General features: G+C 73.9%; 13 protein-coding genes (1 of these 13 running past the window's edge). 3 read left to right on the forward strand and 10 right to left on the reverse strand.

The genetic code is table 11. The features are described 5' to 3' along the window. Nucleotides 1-28: 28 nt before the first annotated feature. Entirely contained in the window at nucleotides 29-1441 is a 1413-nt protein-coding gene (proS, locus tag CP984_RS35550) for a proline--tRNA ligase (RefSeq protein ID WP_003986091.1), read from the forward strand. Between the two features lie 90 nt (nucleotides 1442-1531). Here proS and glpK read toward each other — a convergent pair whose 3' ends face one another. From glpK to CP984_RS35590, 8 genes are all read right to left on the reverse strand, one after another. Next, nucleotides 1532-3061: a glycerol kinase GlpK gene (glpK, locus tag CP984_RS35555; RefSeq protein ID WP_003986090.1), complete on the reverse strand. Its 1530-nt coding sequence runs from the start codon at nucleotides 3059-3061 to the stop codon at nucleotides 1532-1534. A gap of 50 nt (nucleotides 3062-3111) precedes the next feature. After that, the gene (locus CP984_RS35560) at nucleotides 3112-3879 is read right to left on the reverse strand and encodes an MIP/aquaporin family protein (RefSeq protein ID WP_003986089.1); all 768 of its coding nucleotides are present in this window, start codon (nucleotides 3877-3879) and stop codon (nucleotides 3112-3114) included. Between the two features lie 278 nt (nucleotides 3880-4157). Next, a complete protein-coding gene (locus tag CP984_RS35565; RefSeq protein WP_003986088.1) occupies nucleotides 4158-5837 on the reverse strand; it encodes a GGDEF domain-containing protein in 1680 nt (559 codons plus the stop codon). 227 nt (nucleotides 5838-6064) lie between these two features. Beyond that, entirely contained in the window at nucleotides 6065-7255 is a 1191-nt protein-coding gene (locus CP984_RS35570; protein WP_003986087.1) for a lipid-transfer protein, read from the reverse strand. Beyond that, nucleotides 7252-7737 carry a Zn-ribbon domain-containing OB-fold protein gene (locus tag CP984_RS35575; protein WP_086026285.1) on the reverse strand — a complete coding sequence of 162 codons (486 nt, stop codon included), beginning with the start codon at nucleotides 7735-7737 and terminating at the stop codon, nucleotides 7252-7254. The genes CP984_RS35570 and CP984_RS35575 overlap by 4 nt, the downstream gene beginning before the upstream one ends. A gap of 241 nt (nucleotides 7738-7978) precedes the next feature. Then, nucleotides 7979-8818, reverse strand: a complete 840-nt coding sequence (locus CP984_RS35580) for a M15 family metallopeptidase (RefSeq protein ID WP_003986085.1) — start codon at nucleotides 8816-8818, stop codon at nucleotides 7979-7981. A gap of 57 nt (nucleotides 8819-8875) precedes the next feature. After that, nucleotides 8876-9874 (reverse strand): methyltransferase, encoded by a 999-nt coding sequence (locus CP984_RS35585; protein WP_003986084.1) that lies wholly within the window; start codon nucleotides 9872-9874, stop codon nucleotides 8876-8878. Nucleotides 9875-9969: 95 nt separating this feature from the next. Beyond that, the gene (locus tag CP984_RS35590) at nucleotides 9970-12381 is read right to left on the reverse strand and encodes a glycoside hydrolase family 31 protein (RefSeq protein ID WP_030181508.1); all 2412 of its coding nucleotides are present in this window, start codon (nucleotides 12379-12381) and stop codon (nucleotides 9970-9972) included. A 310-nt stretch (nucleotides 12382-12691) separates the two neighbouring features. Here CP984_RS35590 and CP984_RS35595 point away from each other — a divergent pair, with 310 nt between their 5' ends. Next, complete coding sequence (locus CP984_RS35595) at nucleotides 12692-14722, forward strand: acetoacetate--CoA ligase (protein ID WP_030181505.1); 2031 nt, start codon at nucleotides 12692-12694, stop codon at nucleotides 14720-14722. A gap of 141 nt (nucleotides 14723-14863) precedes the next feature. Then, nucleotides 14864-15790, forward strand: coding sequence for a hypothetical protein (locus CP984_RS41625; protein WP_003987088.1), 927 nt, complete (start codon nucleotides 14864-14866; stop codon nucleotides 15788-15790). A 120-nt stretch (nucleotides 15791-15910) separates the two neighbouring features. Here CP984_RS41625 and ptsP read toward each other — a convergent pair whose 3' ends face one another. Both ptsP and CP984_RS35610 read right to left on the reverse strand, forming a co-directional pair. Then, a complete protein-coding gene (gene ptsP / locus CP984_RS35605) occupies nucleotides 15911-17581 on the reverse strand; it encodes a phosphoenolpyruvate--protein phosphotransferase (protein WP_003987089.1) in 1671 nt (556 codons plus the stop codon). A 76-nt stretch (nucleotides 17582-17657) separates the two neighbouring features. Continuing rightward, nucleotides 17658-17917, reverse strand: partial view of a PTS sugar transporter subunit IIA gene (locus CP984_RS35610; protein ID WP_003987090.1) — the 3' portion only. The gene runs 190 nt beyond the window's last position; only the last 260 of its 450 coding nucleotides appear in the window; its start codon lies beyond the right edge, outside the window; it ends in the stop codon at nucleotides 17658-17660.

Below are 17917 nucleotides of genomic sequence, written 5' to 3' on the forward strand. Positions count from 1 at the left end.
CACGGGCGCGCGCCCTACCCTGCGCGCCATGGCGAAAACACCCGTTCTCACGCCCCGCGCGGACGACTTCCCGCGCTGGTACCAGGATCTGATCGGCAAGGCGGAACTGGCCGAGAACGGGCCGGTGCGGGGCACCATGGTCGTCCGACCGTACGGCTACGGCCTGTGGGAGCGGATGCAGCAGGAGCTGGACGCCCGGATCAAGGAGGCGGGCGCGCAGAACGCGTACTTCCCGCTGCTGATCCCGCAGTCCTACCTGACCAAGGAGGCCGAGCACGTCGAGGGCTTCGCGCCCGAACTGGCCGTCGTCACCCACGGCGGCGGCAAGGAGCTGGAGGAGCCCGTCGTCGTCCGGCCCACCTCCGAGACGATCGTCAACGACTCCTTCTCCCGGTGGGTGCAGAGCCACCGCGACCTCCCCCTGCTGATCAACCAGTGGGCGAACGTGGTGCGCTGGGAACTGCGCCCCCGCGTGTTCCTGCGCACGACGGAGTTCCTGTGGCAGGAGGGCCACACCGCGCACGCCACCTACGAGGACGCCCGTGACTACGCCGCGCGCATCCACCGGGACGTGTACGCCGACTTCATGGAGAACGTCCTCGCCATGGACGTCGTACCGGGACGCAAGACGGCCGGGGAGCGGTTCGCCGGCGCGGTCAACACGCTCACCTTGGAAGGGATGATGGGCGACGGCAAAGCCCTCCAGCTGGCCACCAGCCACGAACTCGGCCAGAACTTCGCCAGGGCCTTCGGCACGCGCTACCTGACGGGCGACGGGCGGCAGGAGTACGTCTGGCAGACCTCCTGGGGCTCCACGACGCGCATGATCGGCGCGCTGGTGATGTCGCACGGGGACGACGACGGCCTGCGCGTCCCGCCGCGCCTGGCCGCGGTGCAGGCGGTGGTCGTCGCCGTCAGGGACGACGGGGAGGTCCTGGCCACGGCGCGCGGGATCGGCGACCGGCTGACGGCCGCCGGGGTCCGCGTCCACGTCGACGACCGTACGGACACGCCGTTCGGCCGCCGCGCCGTCGACTGGGAGCTCAAGGGCGTGCCCGTACGGATCGAGATCGGACCCCGCGACCTGGAGAACGGCACCGCCGTACTGGTCCGCCGCGCCACGGGCAGCAAGGAGCCGACGGCGATCGAGGCGCTGCCCGGAAAGCTGCCCGGAGTGCTGGAGGCCGAGCAGGCGCTGCTGCTGGCGCAGTCCCGCGCACACCGCGAGGACCGCACCGCCGAGGTGACCACGATCGAGGAAGCCGTGGAGGCCGCCGGCACCGGCTGGGCGCGCATCCCCTGGGCCGCGCTGGGCCCGGAGGGTGAGGCGAAGCTGGCCGAGCGGGGCGTGTCCGTACGCTGCCTGGTCGCCGCGGACGGCTCGGTCCCCGGGAGCGACGACCAGCCGGGCAACGTCGCCGTCGTGGCGCGCGCCTACTGACCGGCGGAGTCCCGCTGACCGGCGGGGGCCTGGCACCGGCAGCGGCTGCCAGGCCCCGGCACGCGGCGACCCCGGTACGCGGGGACCCCGTTACGCGCCCTCCGCACCCCCCTCATGCCACCCGAAGCTCCGCTCCACCGCCTTGCGCCAGTTGCCGTACTCGCGCTCCCGCGTCGGCCCGTCCATCCGCGGCGTCCACTCCGTGTCCCGCTTCCAGTGCGCCGTCAGCTCGTCCAGGTCCTGCCACACGCCGGTGGCCAGGCCCGCCGCGTACGCCGCGCCCAGACACGTCGTCTCCGGGACCACCGGCCGGATCACCGGTACGCCCAGCACGTCCGCCTGGTGCTGCATCAGCAGGTTGTTGGCGGTCATGCCGCCGTCCACCTTCAGCGCGGTGATCTGCACACCCGAGTCCTGGTACATGGCGTCCACCACCTCGCGCGTCTGCCAGCTGGTGGCCTCCAGCACCGCGCGGGCCAGGTGGGCCTTGGTGACGTAACCGGTCAGGCCGGTGATTACGCCGCGCGCGTCGGAGCGCCAGTACGGCGCGAACAGCCCGGAGAACGCCGGGACGATGTACGCGCCGCCGTTGTCCGGGACCTGCGCTGCCAGATCCTCGATCTCGTCCGCCGACCCGATGATGCCCAGCTGGTCCCGGAACCACTGCACCAGCGCCCCGGTGATGGCGATCGAGCCCTCCAGACAGTAGACCGGGGCCTCCCCGCCGAGCTGGTAGCCCAGCGTCGTCAGCAGCCCGCTCTTGGAGGGCACCGGCCGCTGCCCGGTGTTCAGCAGCAGGAACGATCCGGTGCCGTAGGTGTTCTTGGCCTCGCCGACCCGGTAACACGTCTGCCCGAACACCGCCGCCTGCTGGTCGCCCAGCGCCGCGGCCACCGGCACCCCGTTCAGCTGGCCCACCGCCGTGCCGTACACCTCCGCCGAGGACCGGATCTCCGGCAGGACCGCCTCCGGCACCCGCATCGCGGACAGGATCGAGGTGTCCCACTGGAGCGTGTGGAGGTTCATCAGCATGGTGCGCCCGGCGTTGGTCACGTCGGTGACGTGCACCCCGCCGTCCGTACCGCCCGTCAGCTTCCAGATCAGCCACGAGTCGATCGTCCCGAAGGCGATCTCCCCGGCCTCGGCCCGCGCCCGCAGACCCGGCACGCTGTCCAGCAGCCAGGCCGCCTTGGGCCCGGAGAAGTAGCTGGCCAGCGGCAGCCCGGTGGCCGCGCGGAAGCGGTCCTGGCCGTCCGTGCCGCCCAGCTCGTGGCAGAGCCGCGCGGTACGGGTGTCCTGCCAGACGATGGCGTTGTGCACCGGCCTGCCGGTGGCGCGGTCCCACAGCACCGTCGTCTCGCGCTGGTTGGTGATGCCGAGCGCGGCCAGCTGGTCGGCGCGCAGCCCCGCCTTGGCGAGCGCGCCCGCCACCACCGCCTGCACCTTCGCCCAGATCTCCTCGGCGTCGTGCTCCACCCAGCCGGGCTTGGGGAAGATCTGCCGGTGCTCGCGCTGGTCGACGGCGACGACCGCGCCGTCCTGGTTGAAGACGATGCAGCGGCTGGAGGTCGTGCCCTGGTCGATCGCGGCGACGTACTTCTGCGCGGTGCCGTCCGTCATGTGCCTCTCCTGACTCGTCGTTGCCGGTCCGGGCCGCCTGCCGTGGCCGGTCAGAAGACCGCGTTGAACACCAGGCCGGAGAGCACCGCGCCGAGCAGCGGGCCGGCCACCGGAATCCAGGCGTAGGACCAGTCGGAGGTGCCCTTGTTGGGGATGGGCAGCAGTGCGTGGGCGATGCGCGGCCCGAGGTCGCGGGCCGGATTGATGGCGTAGCCGGTGGGCCCGCCGAGCGAGAGGCCGATGCCGACCACGAGCAGCGCGACGAGCAGGACGTTGATGCCGGACCCGTAGACGCCCACGTCGGCGCCCGGCACCTGCCCGATCCCGATGCCCTGGTTCTGGCCGAAGAACAGCAGCGGCAGCACCAGCCCCATGGTGGCGATGGTCTCGGTGACCAGGTTGGCGGCCGGGTTGCGTACCTCCGGCGCGGTCGAGAAGATCCCCAGCGTGGGCTGCGCCTTGTCCGCCTCCGCGTTGGCCGCGAACTGCGCGTAGTACAGCGCCCACGCCAGAACGGCGCCGATCAGCGCGCCCACCATCTGCGCCGCCATGTACAGCGGCACCTTCGACCACTCCGTACCGCCCGCGACCGCCGAGCCCAGCGTCACCGCCGGGTTCAGGTGCCCGCCGGACAGCGGCGCCGCGGTGTAGGCACCGGCGAGCACGCCGAAGCCCCACCCGAACGCGATGACCACCCAGCCCGCCGCTCGCGCCTTGGAGTAATGCAGGGTGACGGCGGCACACACGCCGGCGCCGAAGAGGATCAGCAGGGCCGTTCCGATGACCTCGCCGACGAAGATGTCCCCGTTGGAATACATGGCTGGCTCCTTGTCCCCGGCCCGGGGGAGCGAACCCCCGGTCCTCCGTGCAGGGTGGGTACTTCCCGTGCCACGGGGAGACGGCGGGCGCTCGGCCGCCGTGCCCCGCGCGGCGTCCGCGTCGAGCGTGCCGGTGCGCCGGAGCCGCCCCTGGGGAGTCGGGCAGCGCGCAGCGCTGCCACGCGGCCGGGGACCCCGGCTGCGGCGGTGTTCCGACGGACACCCGGAAGTGTTCACCGCAGGTGACGGGGCGTCAAGGTACCCGGGAGCGGGAGACGTCAGTCGCCGCGCCGCCGCCCCCGGCGCACCTCGTGACCCGGCGTGCCGGGCCGCCCCAGCACCCAACTGCTCACGCCCGCGTACGACTTGGCCGCTTTCTTCAGCGGCGCCAGGGCCGCCGCGGCCGGCCCGTGCCCGGTCACGCTGCCCGGCGCGCACACCACCGTCGCCAGCGACAGCGTCACCGGCAGCCCGCCCGCCGACCACGGCACGTCCAGCAGCGCCGCCGCGAACGGCTCCAGCTCGTCCGGCCCGGCCAGCACCAGGAAGTCGTCACCGCCGATGTGCCCCACCCGCGCCGTGGGCAGCTCCGCCGCCGTACGCGCCAGCGCCTGGCCCACGGCGCGGATCAGCGCGTCCCCCGCCGCGAACCCGGCCCCGTCGTTGACCTGCTTGAACCGGTCCACGTCCAGCCAGCTCAGGGCGAACGCCCGGCCGTCCGCGATCCGCCGGTCCACCTCGGCGTTCACCGCGTCCGAACCGGGCAGCCGGGTCAGCGGGTTGAGCCGCGCGGCCTCCTCCACCCGGCTCTCGGCCAGCGCCCGCAGAATGTCCGCGAGATGGACGACGCCCACGCACCGGCCCTGCTCGTCCACCACCGCCACATCGTCCCCGGTCCGGTCCCGGTCGCCGTCCGTCACCACGTCCAGCACCTCCCAGGCGGTGGCGTCGGCGCCCACCGTCCGCGGCCGGTCGGCCAGCCGCAGCGCCGGGCGGTCGGCGTACAGCGCGTGACCGTAGCGGCCGGACAGCGACAGCAGGAACCGGTCGCGGTCGATGGCCCGTACGGGCACGCCGTCCGGGTCCACCAGCAGCACGCCGGAGACGCCGGGGAAGCCCGTCAGATGGCTGTGCACCGCGCCCGCCGAGGCGGACATCGGCAGCAGCGCGGCGGGCTGCAGGAACTGCGTCACCGGCGGCCCGGCCGGCGGCAGGAGCGCCGCCGCGCCGCCCGCGTACCCGCTCGGCACGGGCCCGTACCCGTCGGACGGCTCCGGCAGGAAGACATCGGCCGCCGCACGCCGCGCGGGCGGTGCGAACAGGAACCCCTGCGCCAGCTGCGCGCCCGCCGCGCGCACCGCCGCGTACTGCCGCTCCGTCTCCACCCCCTCCACCGCCAGCAGACTCCCCAGCACCTCGCACAACTGCCGCATCGCCGCCACGGCGGCCCGCCCGCCCAGGTCCTCGGCCGGCTCTGCGCACAGCGAGGCGTCCAGCTTCACCAGGTCGGGACCGAGGTCCCCGAGCAGCCGTAGCGGCAGATCGCCGTCACCGACCCCGTCCGCGCAGATGCGGTAGCCGTCCTGCCGCAGCCCCGCCACCGCGTCCAGCAGCGCCCGCCGCGGTACGTGCGTGAACGGCCCGCCGATGTCCACCGTGATCTCCCACGGCCGGCGGCCCACGTCCTGTACGGCCTTGCGCAGCGCGGTCAGCCCCGGCTGCTCGGCAAGCGTCGCCGCGAACACGTTGACGTGCAGCGGCAGCAGCGTCTCCTGCTGCCCGGCGGCCCGTACACCGAGCCCGGCCAGCTCGGCATCCAGGTCGGCGGACCGCCGGGCCGCCGTCAGCACGTCGCCGCGCTCGGGCCGGGCGAGTATCTCCAGGGCGGCGACCGAGCCGGTCGCCAGGTTCACGACGGGCTGGAAGGCGAATCGGAGCTGGTCCGTCCAGGCAGGCACGGCAGCAGCATGCCCACCGGAAACACCACCGGAGCGCGATTCACGCACTGTTCACGCACGCTTCCGGCACGTTCGGAGGACGGCCCGCGCCCACGCGTCAGGGGGCTGCCGTCACCGCAGCGCGATCACCGCCGAGCCATGCCCGCGCGTCCGGCACCTACTGGGCCCCGGCCTGGCCGCGCAGCCGTCGGGCAGCGGTCCGCGCCCACGCGTCACCGAGTCCGCCCTCACCGCACCGCGACCACCGCCGAGCCATGCCCGAACAGCCCCTGGTTCACCGCGATCCCCGCCCGCGCCCCCGGCACCTGCCGCGCCCCCGCCTGCCCGCGCAGTTGCCGGGTCAGCTCGCAGACCTGCGCGATTGCCTGCGCGGGCACGGCTTCTCCGAAGGACGCCAGTCCGCCGCTCGGGTTCACCGGCAGCCGCCCGCCGAGCGCGGTCGCCCCGTCCCGCAGCAGCTTGGCGCCCTCGCCCTCGGCACACAGCCCCAGATCCTCGTACCACTGGAGCTCCAGCGCGGTGGACAGGTCGTACACCTCCGCCAGCGACAGATCGTCCGGCCCGAGCCCCGCCTCCTCGTAGGCGGCGCGGGCGATGGAGGGCCGGAAGGCGACCGGCGGCTCCGGGACGGCGGCGGCCGAATCGGTCGCGATGTCCGGCAGGTCGAGGTCCGTACGGGGATAGCGCGGCGTCACGGTGGAGACCGCCCGGATGCGTACGGGATCGGCCACCCCGCGACGGCGCGCGTACTCCGGACCGCACAGCACCAGCGCCGCCGCGCCGTCCGACGTGGCGCAGATGTCCAGCAGCCGCAGCGGGTCGGCGACCACGGGCGACGCGGCGACCTCCGCCGCCGTCACGGGCTTGCGGTAGCGCGCGTACGGATTGAGCGCGCCCGCCGCCGCGTTCTTCACCTTCACCCGCGCGAAATCCTCGGCCGTGTCCCCGTACAGCGCCATCCGGCGCCGCGCGTACAGCCCGAAATACGCGGGGTTGGTCGCGCCCAGCAGCCGGAAGCGCAGCCAGTCCGGGTCGTCGGGCCGGTCGCCGCCCGCCGGGGCGAAGAAACCCTTGGGCGCCGCGTCCGCGCCCACCACCAGCACCACATCCGCCAGGCCCGCGAGAATCTGCGCCCGCGCCGCGGCGATCGCCTGCGCCCCGGACGCGCACGCCGCGTAGACGCTCGTCACCCGCGCGCCCTGCCAGCCCAGCGCCCGCGCGAACGTCGCGCCGGCCACGTACCCGGGATAGCCGCCGCGCACGGTGTCGGCTCCGACGACCGACTGGACATCGCCCCACTCCAGGCCCGCGTCGGCGAGCGCCGCCCGCGCCGCCACCGTCCCGTACTCGACGAAACTGCGGCCCCACTTGCCCCAGGCGTGCATCCCCGTCCCGAGCACCGCGACATCAGCGGTCACGCCCGCCTCCGGTCATCCTGTGGCACCGGCCGCCACCACCACGTCGTCCACACCGTCTCCGCGTCCTCCCCGAGCACCCCGGGAACCACCTCGACCGGCATCCCCACCCGCAGATCCGCGACCGTCACCCCCGGCGCCGCCTGCCCCAGCACGACCATCCGCTCCGCCGCCAGCTCCACCGCCACCAGCGTGTACGGCTGCCACGGCACCTCCGGGTCCGAGACGTACGGCGGCGGCGGCCGGTACCGCCCGTCCGTGTACGACCACACCGTGCCGCGCCGCGACAGCGGCACCTCCATCAGCTCCGTACCGGCGCAGCCCGGGTTGCGGCAGAAGGAGTCCACCCGCGGGAAGAACACCGCCCCACAGGCACCGCACCGGGTCCCCAGCAGCCGAAAGTTCTCGGCGCCCGGCCCGCCCCCATCCGTGTCCCCGCCCCCGGTGAACCACCCCGGCACCACCGGCCTGCGCGTACGTGCCACGAGCACCTCCCGGCAACAGGCAATCTCAGAACACGAACTGACGCACCGTCAGGAGTTTGCCACGCCCCAGCCGCGCCACGGAACCCCGCCCCACCCGCCCACGCCCCACCGCACAGAAAGGATCATGCCTTTCCCCCCGAATCCGTGTGAACCGGATGCACCCGTACGGCGTCCACCAAGGCGGAGCCGGGGCGCGGGACCGACGGGGGTGGTTCCGCGCCCCGGTTCTGCGGTGCCTCGCTCAGTGCCCACCGCTCAGCGCCCGCCGCCACACCGGAAAGTCGAAATATGTGTCAGGGAAGGTCTCCGGCGTGAAGGTGTAGTGCCACCACTCCTTGTCGTAGTTGCGGAATCCCGCGTTCTCCAGGCCCTGCTTCAACAGCAGGCGGTTCGCGCGTTGCCGGCCCTGCACCCGGGGGTCGAGGGTGTGCGCCAGGGTGTCGAAGCAGTCGAAGCCGGTTCCCATGTCGAGCGAGTTGTCGGGGAAGCGCTGCGCCTTCGGCGCGTAGCACTTCCGCAGGGGCTCGCCCGGAATGTACGGACGGGTGGGCGGGCCCGGCAGGCGGACCAGTGTCAGATCGACGGTGCTGCCGCGGCTGTGCCCGGATTTCTCGGCGATATAGCCGTCTCGAAAGAGGGTCGACTTGTCGATCCGGGGATAGAACTCGCCCTTCATCCGCTGGTCCTTCAGGTCCTTCGCCCAGTCCACGAAGTGGTTCACGGCGCGCTGCGGCCGGTAGCAGTCGTACACCTTGAGCGTGTAGCCGCGGCGGAGGAAGGAGAGCTGGGCGCGGTGGAGAGCGCGGGCGGCGTCCCGGGTCAGGATGCACATCGGCTGCCGGTAGCCGGTGACCGGCACGCCCATGAAGGTGTGCGGCGTGAAGTAGCGGATCTCCTGGCGGATCGTCGGATCCACGTCGCGCAGCGCGACGAACTCCGGCGGCGCCGTCTCCGCGGCGCCGCGTACGGCAGTGCTGGCCTTCGGTACGGTACCGGTCGCCTCCGGAACGGCGGCGGTGGTCAGGGCGACGGCGGCTGCGGTGACGGTGAGGCCGCGCAGCGCGGCAGCGAGTCTCGTCATGCCACTCGTCTACCACCGGCACCGCGCGGCGTGTAAGGACCCGGCCGGACGGCCCGGTCAGGCAGCCACCATCTCCACCACGGCCAGATCGCCCGCCTGATGCACTCCGGCCACCCGCAGCCCGGCCCCCGCCGCCAGTTCCGTCAGCTCCGCGACCCCGCGCTCCCGCGCGCCGAAGTAGACCAGCATCCGCAGGTCCATGCCGGTGTGCACCGACTCGCCGTCCGCACCGACCCGTTCCACGACCAGCACCCGGCCGTGCGCGCCCGCCGCCTCCGCGCACCGCCGCAGGATCGTGCGCGCCGCGTCGTCGTCCCAGTCGTGCAGGATCGCCGACAGGACGTAGCCGTCCGCCCCGGAGGGCAGCGCCCCGAAGAAGTCGCCCGCCACGGCGTCCCCGCGGTCCGCCAGCCCGGCCGCGGCCAGTGCGGCGCGCGCCGCCCGTACGGTCTCCGGCTGGTCGAACACGGTGCCCCGCATCTCGGGGTACGCCGTGAGCAGCGCAGCCAGCAGCGTGCCGTTGCCACCACCGACATCCATGATCCGCCCGAGCGTGCCCCAGTCGAAGGCGGGCACCACGGCCTCGGCCCACGCCGTCGCGTCGGCGCCCATCTCCGCGTCGTAGTCGGCGGTCCGCTTCGGGTCCGCCCGCAGGTCCTCCCAGAAGGAACGGCCGTAGTGCCGGGGGTAGGCGGCCTCCCCGGTCCGTACGGAATGCAGCAGCGCCACGAACGCGAGATCGCCCCGGCCGAGCGCGGTCTCCGCGTCGAGCCGCCGCCGCACGCCGGACGGATGGCCGTCGCGCAGCTCCTCGCCGCGCGGCAGCAGCCCGTACCGCCCCTGGGCGTCCCGGCTGAACACGTCCACCGTCACCAGGTGCCGCAGGACCCGCTCCAGTACACCGGCGTCGGCCCCGGTGACCGCGGCCAGCTCCCGCGCCGTCCGCACCCCGCCCGCCAGATGATCGGCCACCCGCAGCGTCGCCGCGACCCGTACCGCCATCGGTGTCACCAGGTCCGCGATCGACCCGATCCCCCGGTCTTCGCCATCGGCCATCGTGTCCGCCCTTCCGTCGTACGCTCCGGTTCCGCTGTGCGAACGCAGCAATCTACGTAATCGGCCGACGGATCAACCAATGAATAAACAGCGGCCTATGAGGTGCCGTCGGGCAGACCGCGTACCCGTACGCGGTAGCCCACCTCACCGCCACCTTGCCGCTCGACCACCACCCGTCCGTCCTCCAGCCGTGTCTCGTAGCGCTCGACCTCCGGATGCTCCCAGCCGTCCCCGGCGTCCGGCACGACCAGGCCGCCGCCGTGCCGGCCGGGCTTCGGCGCCCACACCTCCAGCTCCGTGGCACCGTCCGCACCCGCCACCGGCAGCACCGCGCCCGCGCGCGCCAGCACCGGAATCCGGGACAGCGGGGCGTCCACCAGCACCTGCCCGGGGCCGTCGTAGGCGCGCCCGCTCGCCGTGTCGTACCAGCGGCCGCGCGGCAGCCGCACCGTCCGCCGCGTCACCCCGGGCCCCAGCACGGGCGCCACCAGCAGCGCGTCCCCCAGCAGGAAGGCGTCCTCGCAGTCGCGCAGCTTCCGGTCGCGCGGCGCGTGCCACCACACCGGACGGACGTACGGCGCCCCCGCCAGCCGCGCCAACTGCGCCAGCGTCACGAAATACGGCAGCAGCCGCACCCGCTCCAGCAGCGCCGCCCGCGCGTGCTCCAGCACCTCCGGCCCGTACTCCCACGGCTCCCGCCGCCCCGCGGTCATCGCCGAGTGCGTACGGAACAGCGGCAGGAAAGCGGCCATCTGGAACCACCGCAGATACAGCTCCGGCGACGGCACCCCCGAGAACCCGCCGACGTCCGGACCGCTGTACGGCACGCCGCACAGACCCATCCCCAGCACCAGCGACAGCGACGCCCGCAGCCCCGGCCAGCCGGTCGCCACATCACCCGACCACGTGCCCCCGTACCGCTGCATGCCCACCCACCCGGAGCGCGAGAACAGAAACGGCCGCTCCTCGGGACGCTGTTCCAGCAGTCCGTCGTGCCCGGCGCGCGCCATCGCCAGCCCGTACACGTTGTGCGCCTCCCGGTGGTCGCCGCCCCGGCCCTCCAGCGCGTGCCGCGCCGAGCGCGGCAGCGACGGATCGCCGAACGCCGCGAACGACACCGGCTCGTTCATGTCGTGCCACACCCCGGAGAAGCCCTGCGCCACCCGCTCCGCGTACAGCCCGCCCCACCACTTGCGCACCCGCGCGTCCGTGAAGTCCGGGAAGACCGCCTCGCCCGGCCACACCACCCCGCGCACCTCCCGGCCCCGCGCGTCCCGTACGTACGCGTCGGCCGCCGCCCCGCCCTCGTACACCGCGTTGCCCGGCTCCGCCTTCACCCCGGGATCGACGATGGACACCAGCCGCACGCCCTCCGAGCGCAGCTCGCGCGCCAGGCCGGGCAGGTCGGGGAACGCCGTGCGGTCCACGGTGAAGACGCGGTGGCCGTCGAAGTGGTCGATGTCCAGGTGCACGGCGGACAGCGGCAGCCCGCGCTCCTGATAGCCGGAGACCACCCGCCGCACCTCCGCCTGGCTGCCGAAACCCCACCGGGCGTGCTGCGGGCCCAGCGCCCACCCGGGCGGCAGCGCGGGCGCCCCGGTCAGCGCCGTCCAGCACTGCAGGACACGGGCCGGTGTGCCGACCAGGATCCAGTAGCGCAACGGGCCGCCGTCCATCCGCAGCTCGGCGCAGCCCGGCCGGTCGTGCCCGGACCCGGCCCCCTCCACGCCCTCGCGCAGCGTCACCGCGCCGTCCCAGGAGTTGTCGTGGAAGACCAGATGCGTACCGGCGTCCGCCACCACGAACTGCACCGGCATCGTGACGGACAGCGGATCGTCGCCCGGCACGAACGCGCCGCCCGGGTCGGTGTTCCACAGCCGGTACGTTCCTGCGCGCAGCCGCGGCCCCGCCGACCGGCCGCCCAGCCCGAAGAACCGCGCGTCGGCCGCCACCTCCGCACGCTGCACCCACCGCGAGTCCACGGGCCGCTCGCCCGGCATGTCACCGTCGTCCCCTGGCACCCGGTCCCACCAGCGCGGCGGCAGCTCCCGCCGCAGCACCACGCCGCCCGGCGTCCGGACGTCCACCGCGCCGTGCCGCGAGACCGTCACCGTCACCCGCTCCGCCACCACCCGCCAGCCGCCCTCCGTATCGGGCTCCAGCACCACCCGGGCGTCCGGCTCCGGGCACCCGCCGGCCAGCGCGTACGACGGCTCCGGCGCCGCGCCGTCCCAGCCGCAGAACACCGCGCCGCCCGCCGCCACCCGCACCCGCAGCGACGAACGCGCGAAATGGATCACCCCGCCGCCCGGCTGCGGCTCCATGCGCACCGCCGCGCCCGGCACCCGCGCCCGCTCCGGGCCGCGCCGCGGCAGCCCCAGCGCGTCCGCCCGGCGCCGCCGCCACGCCCACCGCCACGTCCGCAGCCCCCGTACCGAGCCGAGGGCCCGGACCGCGCCGGCCACCCTGTCCCACCGCACCGACCGCACCTGATCATGCCCGTCCATGCTGCTCAGCCTGCCATCGACGGTGCGGCGCGGGGGCACCGTTCAACTCCCGTTCACCCAGGAAGAACCGGAAGCCCACCCACGGCACACCGGTGCCGCCGGAGCGCACCCGGGCCCGCCCGCCGCCGCCCAGAATGTGCGGCCGACCCTGGCGCACAAGTCGATCACGTGGCATCGTCCTGCCCAGCCGTGTCACACGCACGCGCCCCCGCGCTGCGCCGGGGCGACCCTCCGGCCGTACGGGGACACCACCGCGTACCGCACGCCCACACCGCGTCCACGCAACGCCGCGTACAGCCGGGAGCCGATCATGACCACCGCACCGCAGTCCGTCCCGCAGCCGGAACCCCTCTGGCAGCCCGGCCCGGACCGCATCGCCGGCGCCCGGCTCACCCGCTTCCACGACTGGGCGGCCGACAGGCACGGCGCCCCCGCGCGCGACTCCGGCGACCCGGTCGCGGACTACGCCGCGCTGCACCGCTGGTCGGTGACCGAACTGTCCCGTTTCTGGCAGGCCGTCGCCGACTGGTTCGACGTCCGCTTCGCCACCCCGTACGACACCGTGCTCGCCGACCGCGCCATGCCCGGCGCCCGCTGGTTCCCCGGCGCCACCCTCAACTACGCGGAACACGCCCTGCGCGCCGCCGAGGACCCGGACCGCGCGGACGCCCCCGCGCTGCTGTACGTGGACGAGACCCACGAACCGGCCACCGTCACCTGGTCCGCGCTGCGCACCCAGGTCGGCTCCCTCGCCGCCGAACTGCGCCGCCTCGGCGTACGCCCCGGCGACCGCGTCAGCGGCTACGTCCCCAACGTCCCGCAGGCCGTCGTGGCCCTCCTGGCCACCGCCGCCGTCGGCGCGGTGTGGACCTCCTGCGCGCCCGACTTCGGCGCCCGCAGCGTCCTGGACCGCTTCCAGCAGGTCGAGCCGGTCGTCCTGTTCACCGTCGACGGCTACCGCTACGGCGGCAAGGAACACGACCGCCGCGACACCGTCGCCGAACTCCGCCGCGAACTGCCCACCCTCAGGGCCGTCGTGCACATCCCCCTCCTGGGCACCCCCGCCCCCGAAGGCGCCCTGGAATGGGCCGACCTCACCTCCGCCGCCACCGAGCCGGTCTTCGAACAGGTCCCCTTCGACCACCCCCTGTGGGTCCTGTACTCCTCCGGCACCACCGGACTGCCCAAGGCCATCGTCCAGTCCCAGGGCGGCATCCTCCTGGAACACCTCAAGCAGACCGGCCTGCACTGCGACCTCGGCCCCGACGACCGCTTCTTCTGGTACACCTCCACCGGCTGGATGATGTGGAACTTCCTCGTCTCCGGCCTCCTCGTGGGCGCCACGATCGTCCTGTACGACGGCAGCCCCGGCCACCCGGACACCGCCGCCCAGTGGCGCATCGCCGAACGCACCGGCACCACCCTCTTCGGCACCTCCGCCGCGTACGTGATGGCCTGCCGCAAGGCCGGCGTGCACCCCGGCCGCGACCTCGACCTCTCCGCCGTCAAATGCGTCGCCACGACGGGCTCCCCGCTGCCGCCCGACGGCTTCCGCTGGCTGCACGACGAGGTGGCCGCCGACCTGTGGATCGCCTCCGTCAGCGGCGGTACGGACGTGTGCAGCTGCTTCGCCGGCGCCGCGCCGACCCTGCCCGTCCACATCGGCGAACTCCAGGCCCCCTGCCTCGGCACCGACCTCCAGGCATGGGACCCGCACGGCAAGCCGCTCATCGACGAGGTCGGCGAACTCGTCGTCACCAACCCCATGCCGTCCATGCCCGTCCGCTTCTGGAACGACCCCGAAGGCACCCGCTACCACGACAGTTACTTCGACACCTACCCCGGCGTCTGGCGGCACGGCGACTGGATCACCCTCACCTCGCGCAACTCGGTCGTCATCCACGGCCGCTCCGACTCCACCCTGAACCGCCAGGGCGTACGGATGGGCTCCGCCGACATCTACGAGGCCGTCGAACGCCTCCCCGAGATCCGCGAGTCCCTCGTCATCGGCCTCGAACTGCCCGACGGCGGCTACTGGATGCCGCTGTTCGTCCACCTCGCGCCCGGCGCCGTCCTGGACGACGCGCTGCGCGACCGCGTCAAGCGCACCCTGCGCGAACAGTGCTCCCCGCGCCACGTCCCCGACGAGATCATCGAGGCCCCCGGCGTACCCCACACCCTCACGGGCAAGCGCATCGAGGTCCCGGTCAAGCGGCTCCTCCAGGGCACGCCACTGGAGAAGGCGGTCAACCCGGGGTCGGTGGACAACATCGAACTGCTGCGGTTCTACGAGCGGATCGCGGCGGAGCGGGCGGCGGGGCCCGCGGCCCAGGAGGGGTAGCCGCGCGGGTGGAGGGTTCCGCCCGCTCCATGACGTAGCCGCAGCGGGCCGTCCCGGACGGCCGTTGTCAGACCCCCCGACTACTCTCAGTCACCAGTGCAGCTCGTGGAGCGAGTCGCACGCACCGACCGAGGGGGAGTCATGGCAGCACCGTCCCGACACACCACACCCGCCGACCCGAGCGGCCCCGCCGCCGCGCGCCGCATGCTGCGCCGTGAAGTCCCCAGCACCGCCGCCGTCCTGGCGGACGCGCAGGACTTCGCGGCCATGCGCCGCTACCGCACCTTCCCGTTCGACGACCACACCGCCTACCTCCAGCAGATGGAGACCCTGCTGCGCTCCCTGACCGCCCAGGGCATCCACACCACCGTCACCCTCTTCGACCCGGTCGCGTACGAAACGTTCTGCACCGACGCCGACCTGGACCCCGACCGCCCCGACAGCCGCTCCCGGTACACGGCCGAACTGGCCTGCACGGGCGCCACCGTGCCGTATCGCGGCGAAACCCTGACCCGTCTGCTGCCCCTGCTCATCGACGAGGCGGAGCGCCAGGCGACCTGGGAGCGCGCCACCGGCCTCCTGGCCCGCACCGGCGCCTGCGCCGACTGCGGCGAGGACCTGGCCCGCGCCGCCTTCGCCCGCGCCTCCCGCGCGGTCACCTCGCTGCTGGACACGCTCGGCGACGGCACCCACCACTTGGTGTGCAGTGTCCCCGCGAGCGGCGCCCCGCTCCTCGCCGTCCTGCACGCCGCCTCCGACGACGACGGACGGCTGGAGCTGTCCGAGGCCGCGACACTGCTCTTCTGCACGGTCCTCGCCGTGGGCGTCGCCCTGCGCAGTCCCGGCGGCATCGTGTCGCGCACGAGCAGGACCGACGACCGCGACGCGGTCCGCGGCTGGATCCTGCGCGACGCCTGGCTGCACCCGCTCACCGCCGCCGAGGTCTTCACGGCCTACTGCACCGACGCCGACTCCGGCGAACCGGTCCCGCCCGAGCACGGCGTCGACTACCACGCGGGGCTCACCCTGCCCGACCCACCACCGACAGAAGGCCACGACCACCGGTGACGGCAGCCGCGGGGGAGGGGCGGCCGGTTCCCGGCACCACGCCGAAAACGCCGGACGGCCGCCCCGCCACAAGGGCGGGACGGCCGTCCGTACCAGCTCAGCCGCGCGGCTGTCCGGTGATCACTCTCCGGAAAGCACCGCCTGCGCGGCGGCGCGCGCGTCCTCGGCGGTGTCCGCGGCCCGCGCCGCGGCCGCCGCACGCTCGCACTGCGCCAGCGTGTGCTTGGCCAGCGTCGCGCGCACATACGGAATCGACGCGGCGCCCATGGACAGGCTCGTCACGCCCAGACCCGTCAGCACACACGCCAGCAGCGGATCGGAGGCCGCCTCGCCACAGACACCACAGCTCTTGCCCTCGGCCTTCGCGGCCTCGGCCGAGACCGCCACCAGGTCGAGCAGCGCCGGCTGCCACGGGTCCTGCAGCCGCGAGACCGCACCGACCTGACGGTCGGCGGCGAAGGTGTACTGCGCCAGGTCGTTGGTCCCCAGCGACAGGAACTCGACCTCCTGAAGGATCGACCGGGCGCGCAGCGCGGCGGACGGGATCTCCACCATCGCGCCGAACTTCGCCTGCAGCCCCGCCTCGCGGCACGCGTCGGCGAAAGCCTTCGCGTCGGTACGGTCGGCCACCATCGGGGCCATGACCTCAAGGTAGACCGGCAGTCCGGCGGCGGCCTCGGCCAGCGCGGCCAGCTGCGTACGGAGCACCTCGGGGTGGTCCAGCAGCGTCCGCAGACCGCGCACGCCCAGAGCGGGGTTCGGCTCGTCGCCCGGCGTCAGGAAGTCCAGCGGCTTGTCGGCGCCCGCGTCCAGCACGCGCACCACGACCCGGCCCTCGGGGAAGGCCTCCAGTACCTTGCGGTACGCCTCGGCCTGCTTCTCCTGCGACGGCGCCTTCTTGCTGTCGTCGAGGAAGAGGAACTCCGTACGGAACAGTCCGACGCCCTCGGCACCCGCCTCCACGGCCGCCGGCACGTCCGAGGGACCGCCGACGTTCGCCAGCAGCGGCACCTTGTGCCCGTCCGAGGTGGCGCCCGGACCGGTCGAGGCGGCCAGCGCGGCCTTGCGGGCCTCGGCGGCCTGCTCGAGCTCCGCGCGCTTCTCGGCGCTCGGGTTCACGAAGATCTCGCCGGTGCTGCCGTCGACGGCGACGACGGTGCCCTCGACCAGCTCACCCGCGCCCGGCAGCGCGACCACGGCCGGCACTCCCAGCGCCCGCGCGAGGATCGCGCTGTGGCTGGTCGGGCCGCCCTCCTCGGTCACAAAACCGAGCACCAGCGTCGGGTCCAGCAGCGCCGTGTCGGCGGGCGCCAGGTCCCGCGCGATGAGCACATACGGCTCGTCGCTGTCCGGCACGCCCGGCATCGGCACGCCCAGCAGGCGCGCGACGATGCGGTTGCGCACGTCGTCGAGGTCGGCGACCCGCCCGGCCAGGTACTCACCGGCACCCGCCAGCAGCGCCCGGTAGGCGGCGAACGCGTCGTACACACCGCGCTCGGCGGTGCTGCCCACGGCGATGCGCCGCTCGACGTCGGCCATCAGCTCGGGGTCCTGGGCCATCATGGCCTGGGCCTCCAGCACGGCCTGCGCCTCGCCGCCCGCCAGGTTGCCCCGCGCGATCAGATCGGCAGCCACAGCTTCCACGGCCTTGCGGGCACGCCCCTGTTCGCGCTCCGCCTCCTCCGCCGGGATCTGCTTGGCCGGCGGCTCCAGCACCGCCGTGCCCATGTGCCGCACCTCGCCGATCGCCACACCGTGGCTCACGCCGACGCCTCGCAGCGTTGTCTCCATTTCACCCGTCTCCGGTTGGTGCGGCGGTCTCTGCCGCCGCGGTGGTTGTCGTACGTGCCGTCAGGACGGCGGGGGCCTACTGCCAGCTGAAGAGCTGCTCGCCCGCCTTGACCTCGCCGTCCTCGACGACCTCGCCGAGGGAGTCGGCGGTCGCCTCCAGCGCGACGACGGGGCAGACCGGCGACTTGCCGGCCTCTTCGACGGCGGCCGGGTTCCAGCGCACGACGGCCTGGCCGCGGGTGACGGTGTCGCCCTTGTTGACGAGCAGCTCGAAGCCCTCGCCGTTGAGCTGGACGGTGTCGATACCGAGGTGCGTCAGCACGCCGTGGCCCTCGC

Source organism: Streptomyces rimosus, from assembly GCF_008704655.1.
GTDB lineage: Bacteria > Actinomycetota > Actinomycetes > Streptomycetales > Streptomycetaceae > Streptomyces > Streptomyces rimosus.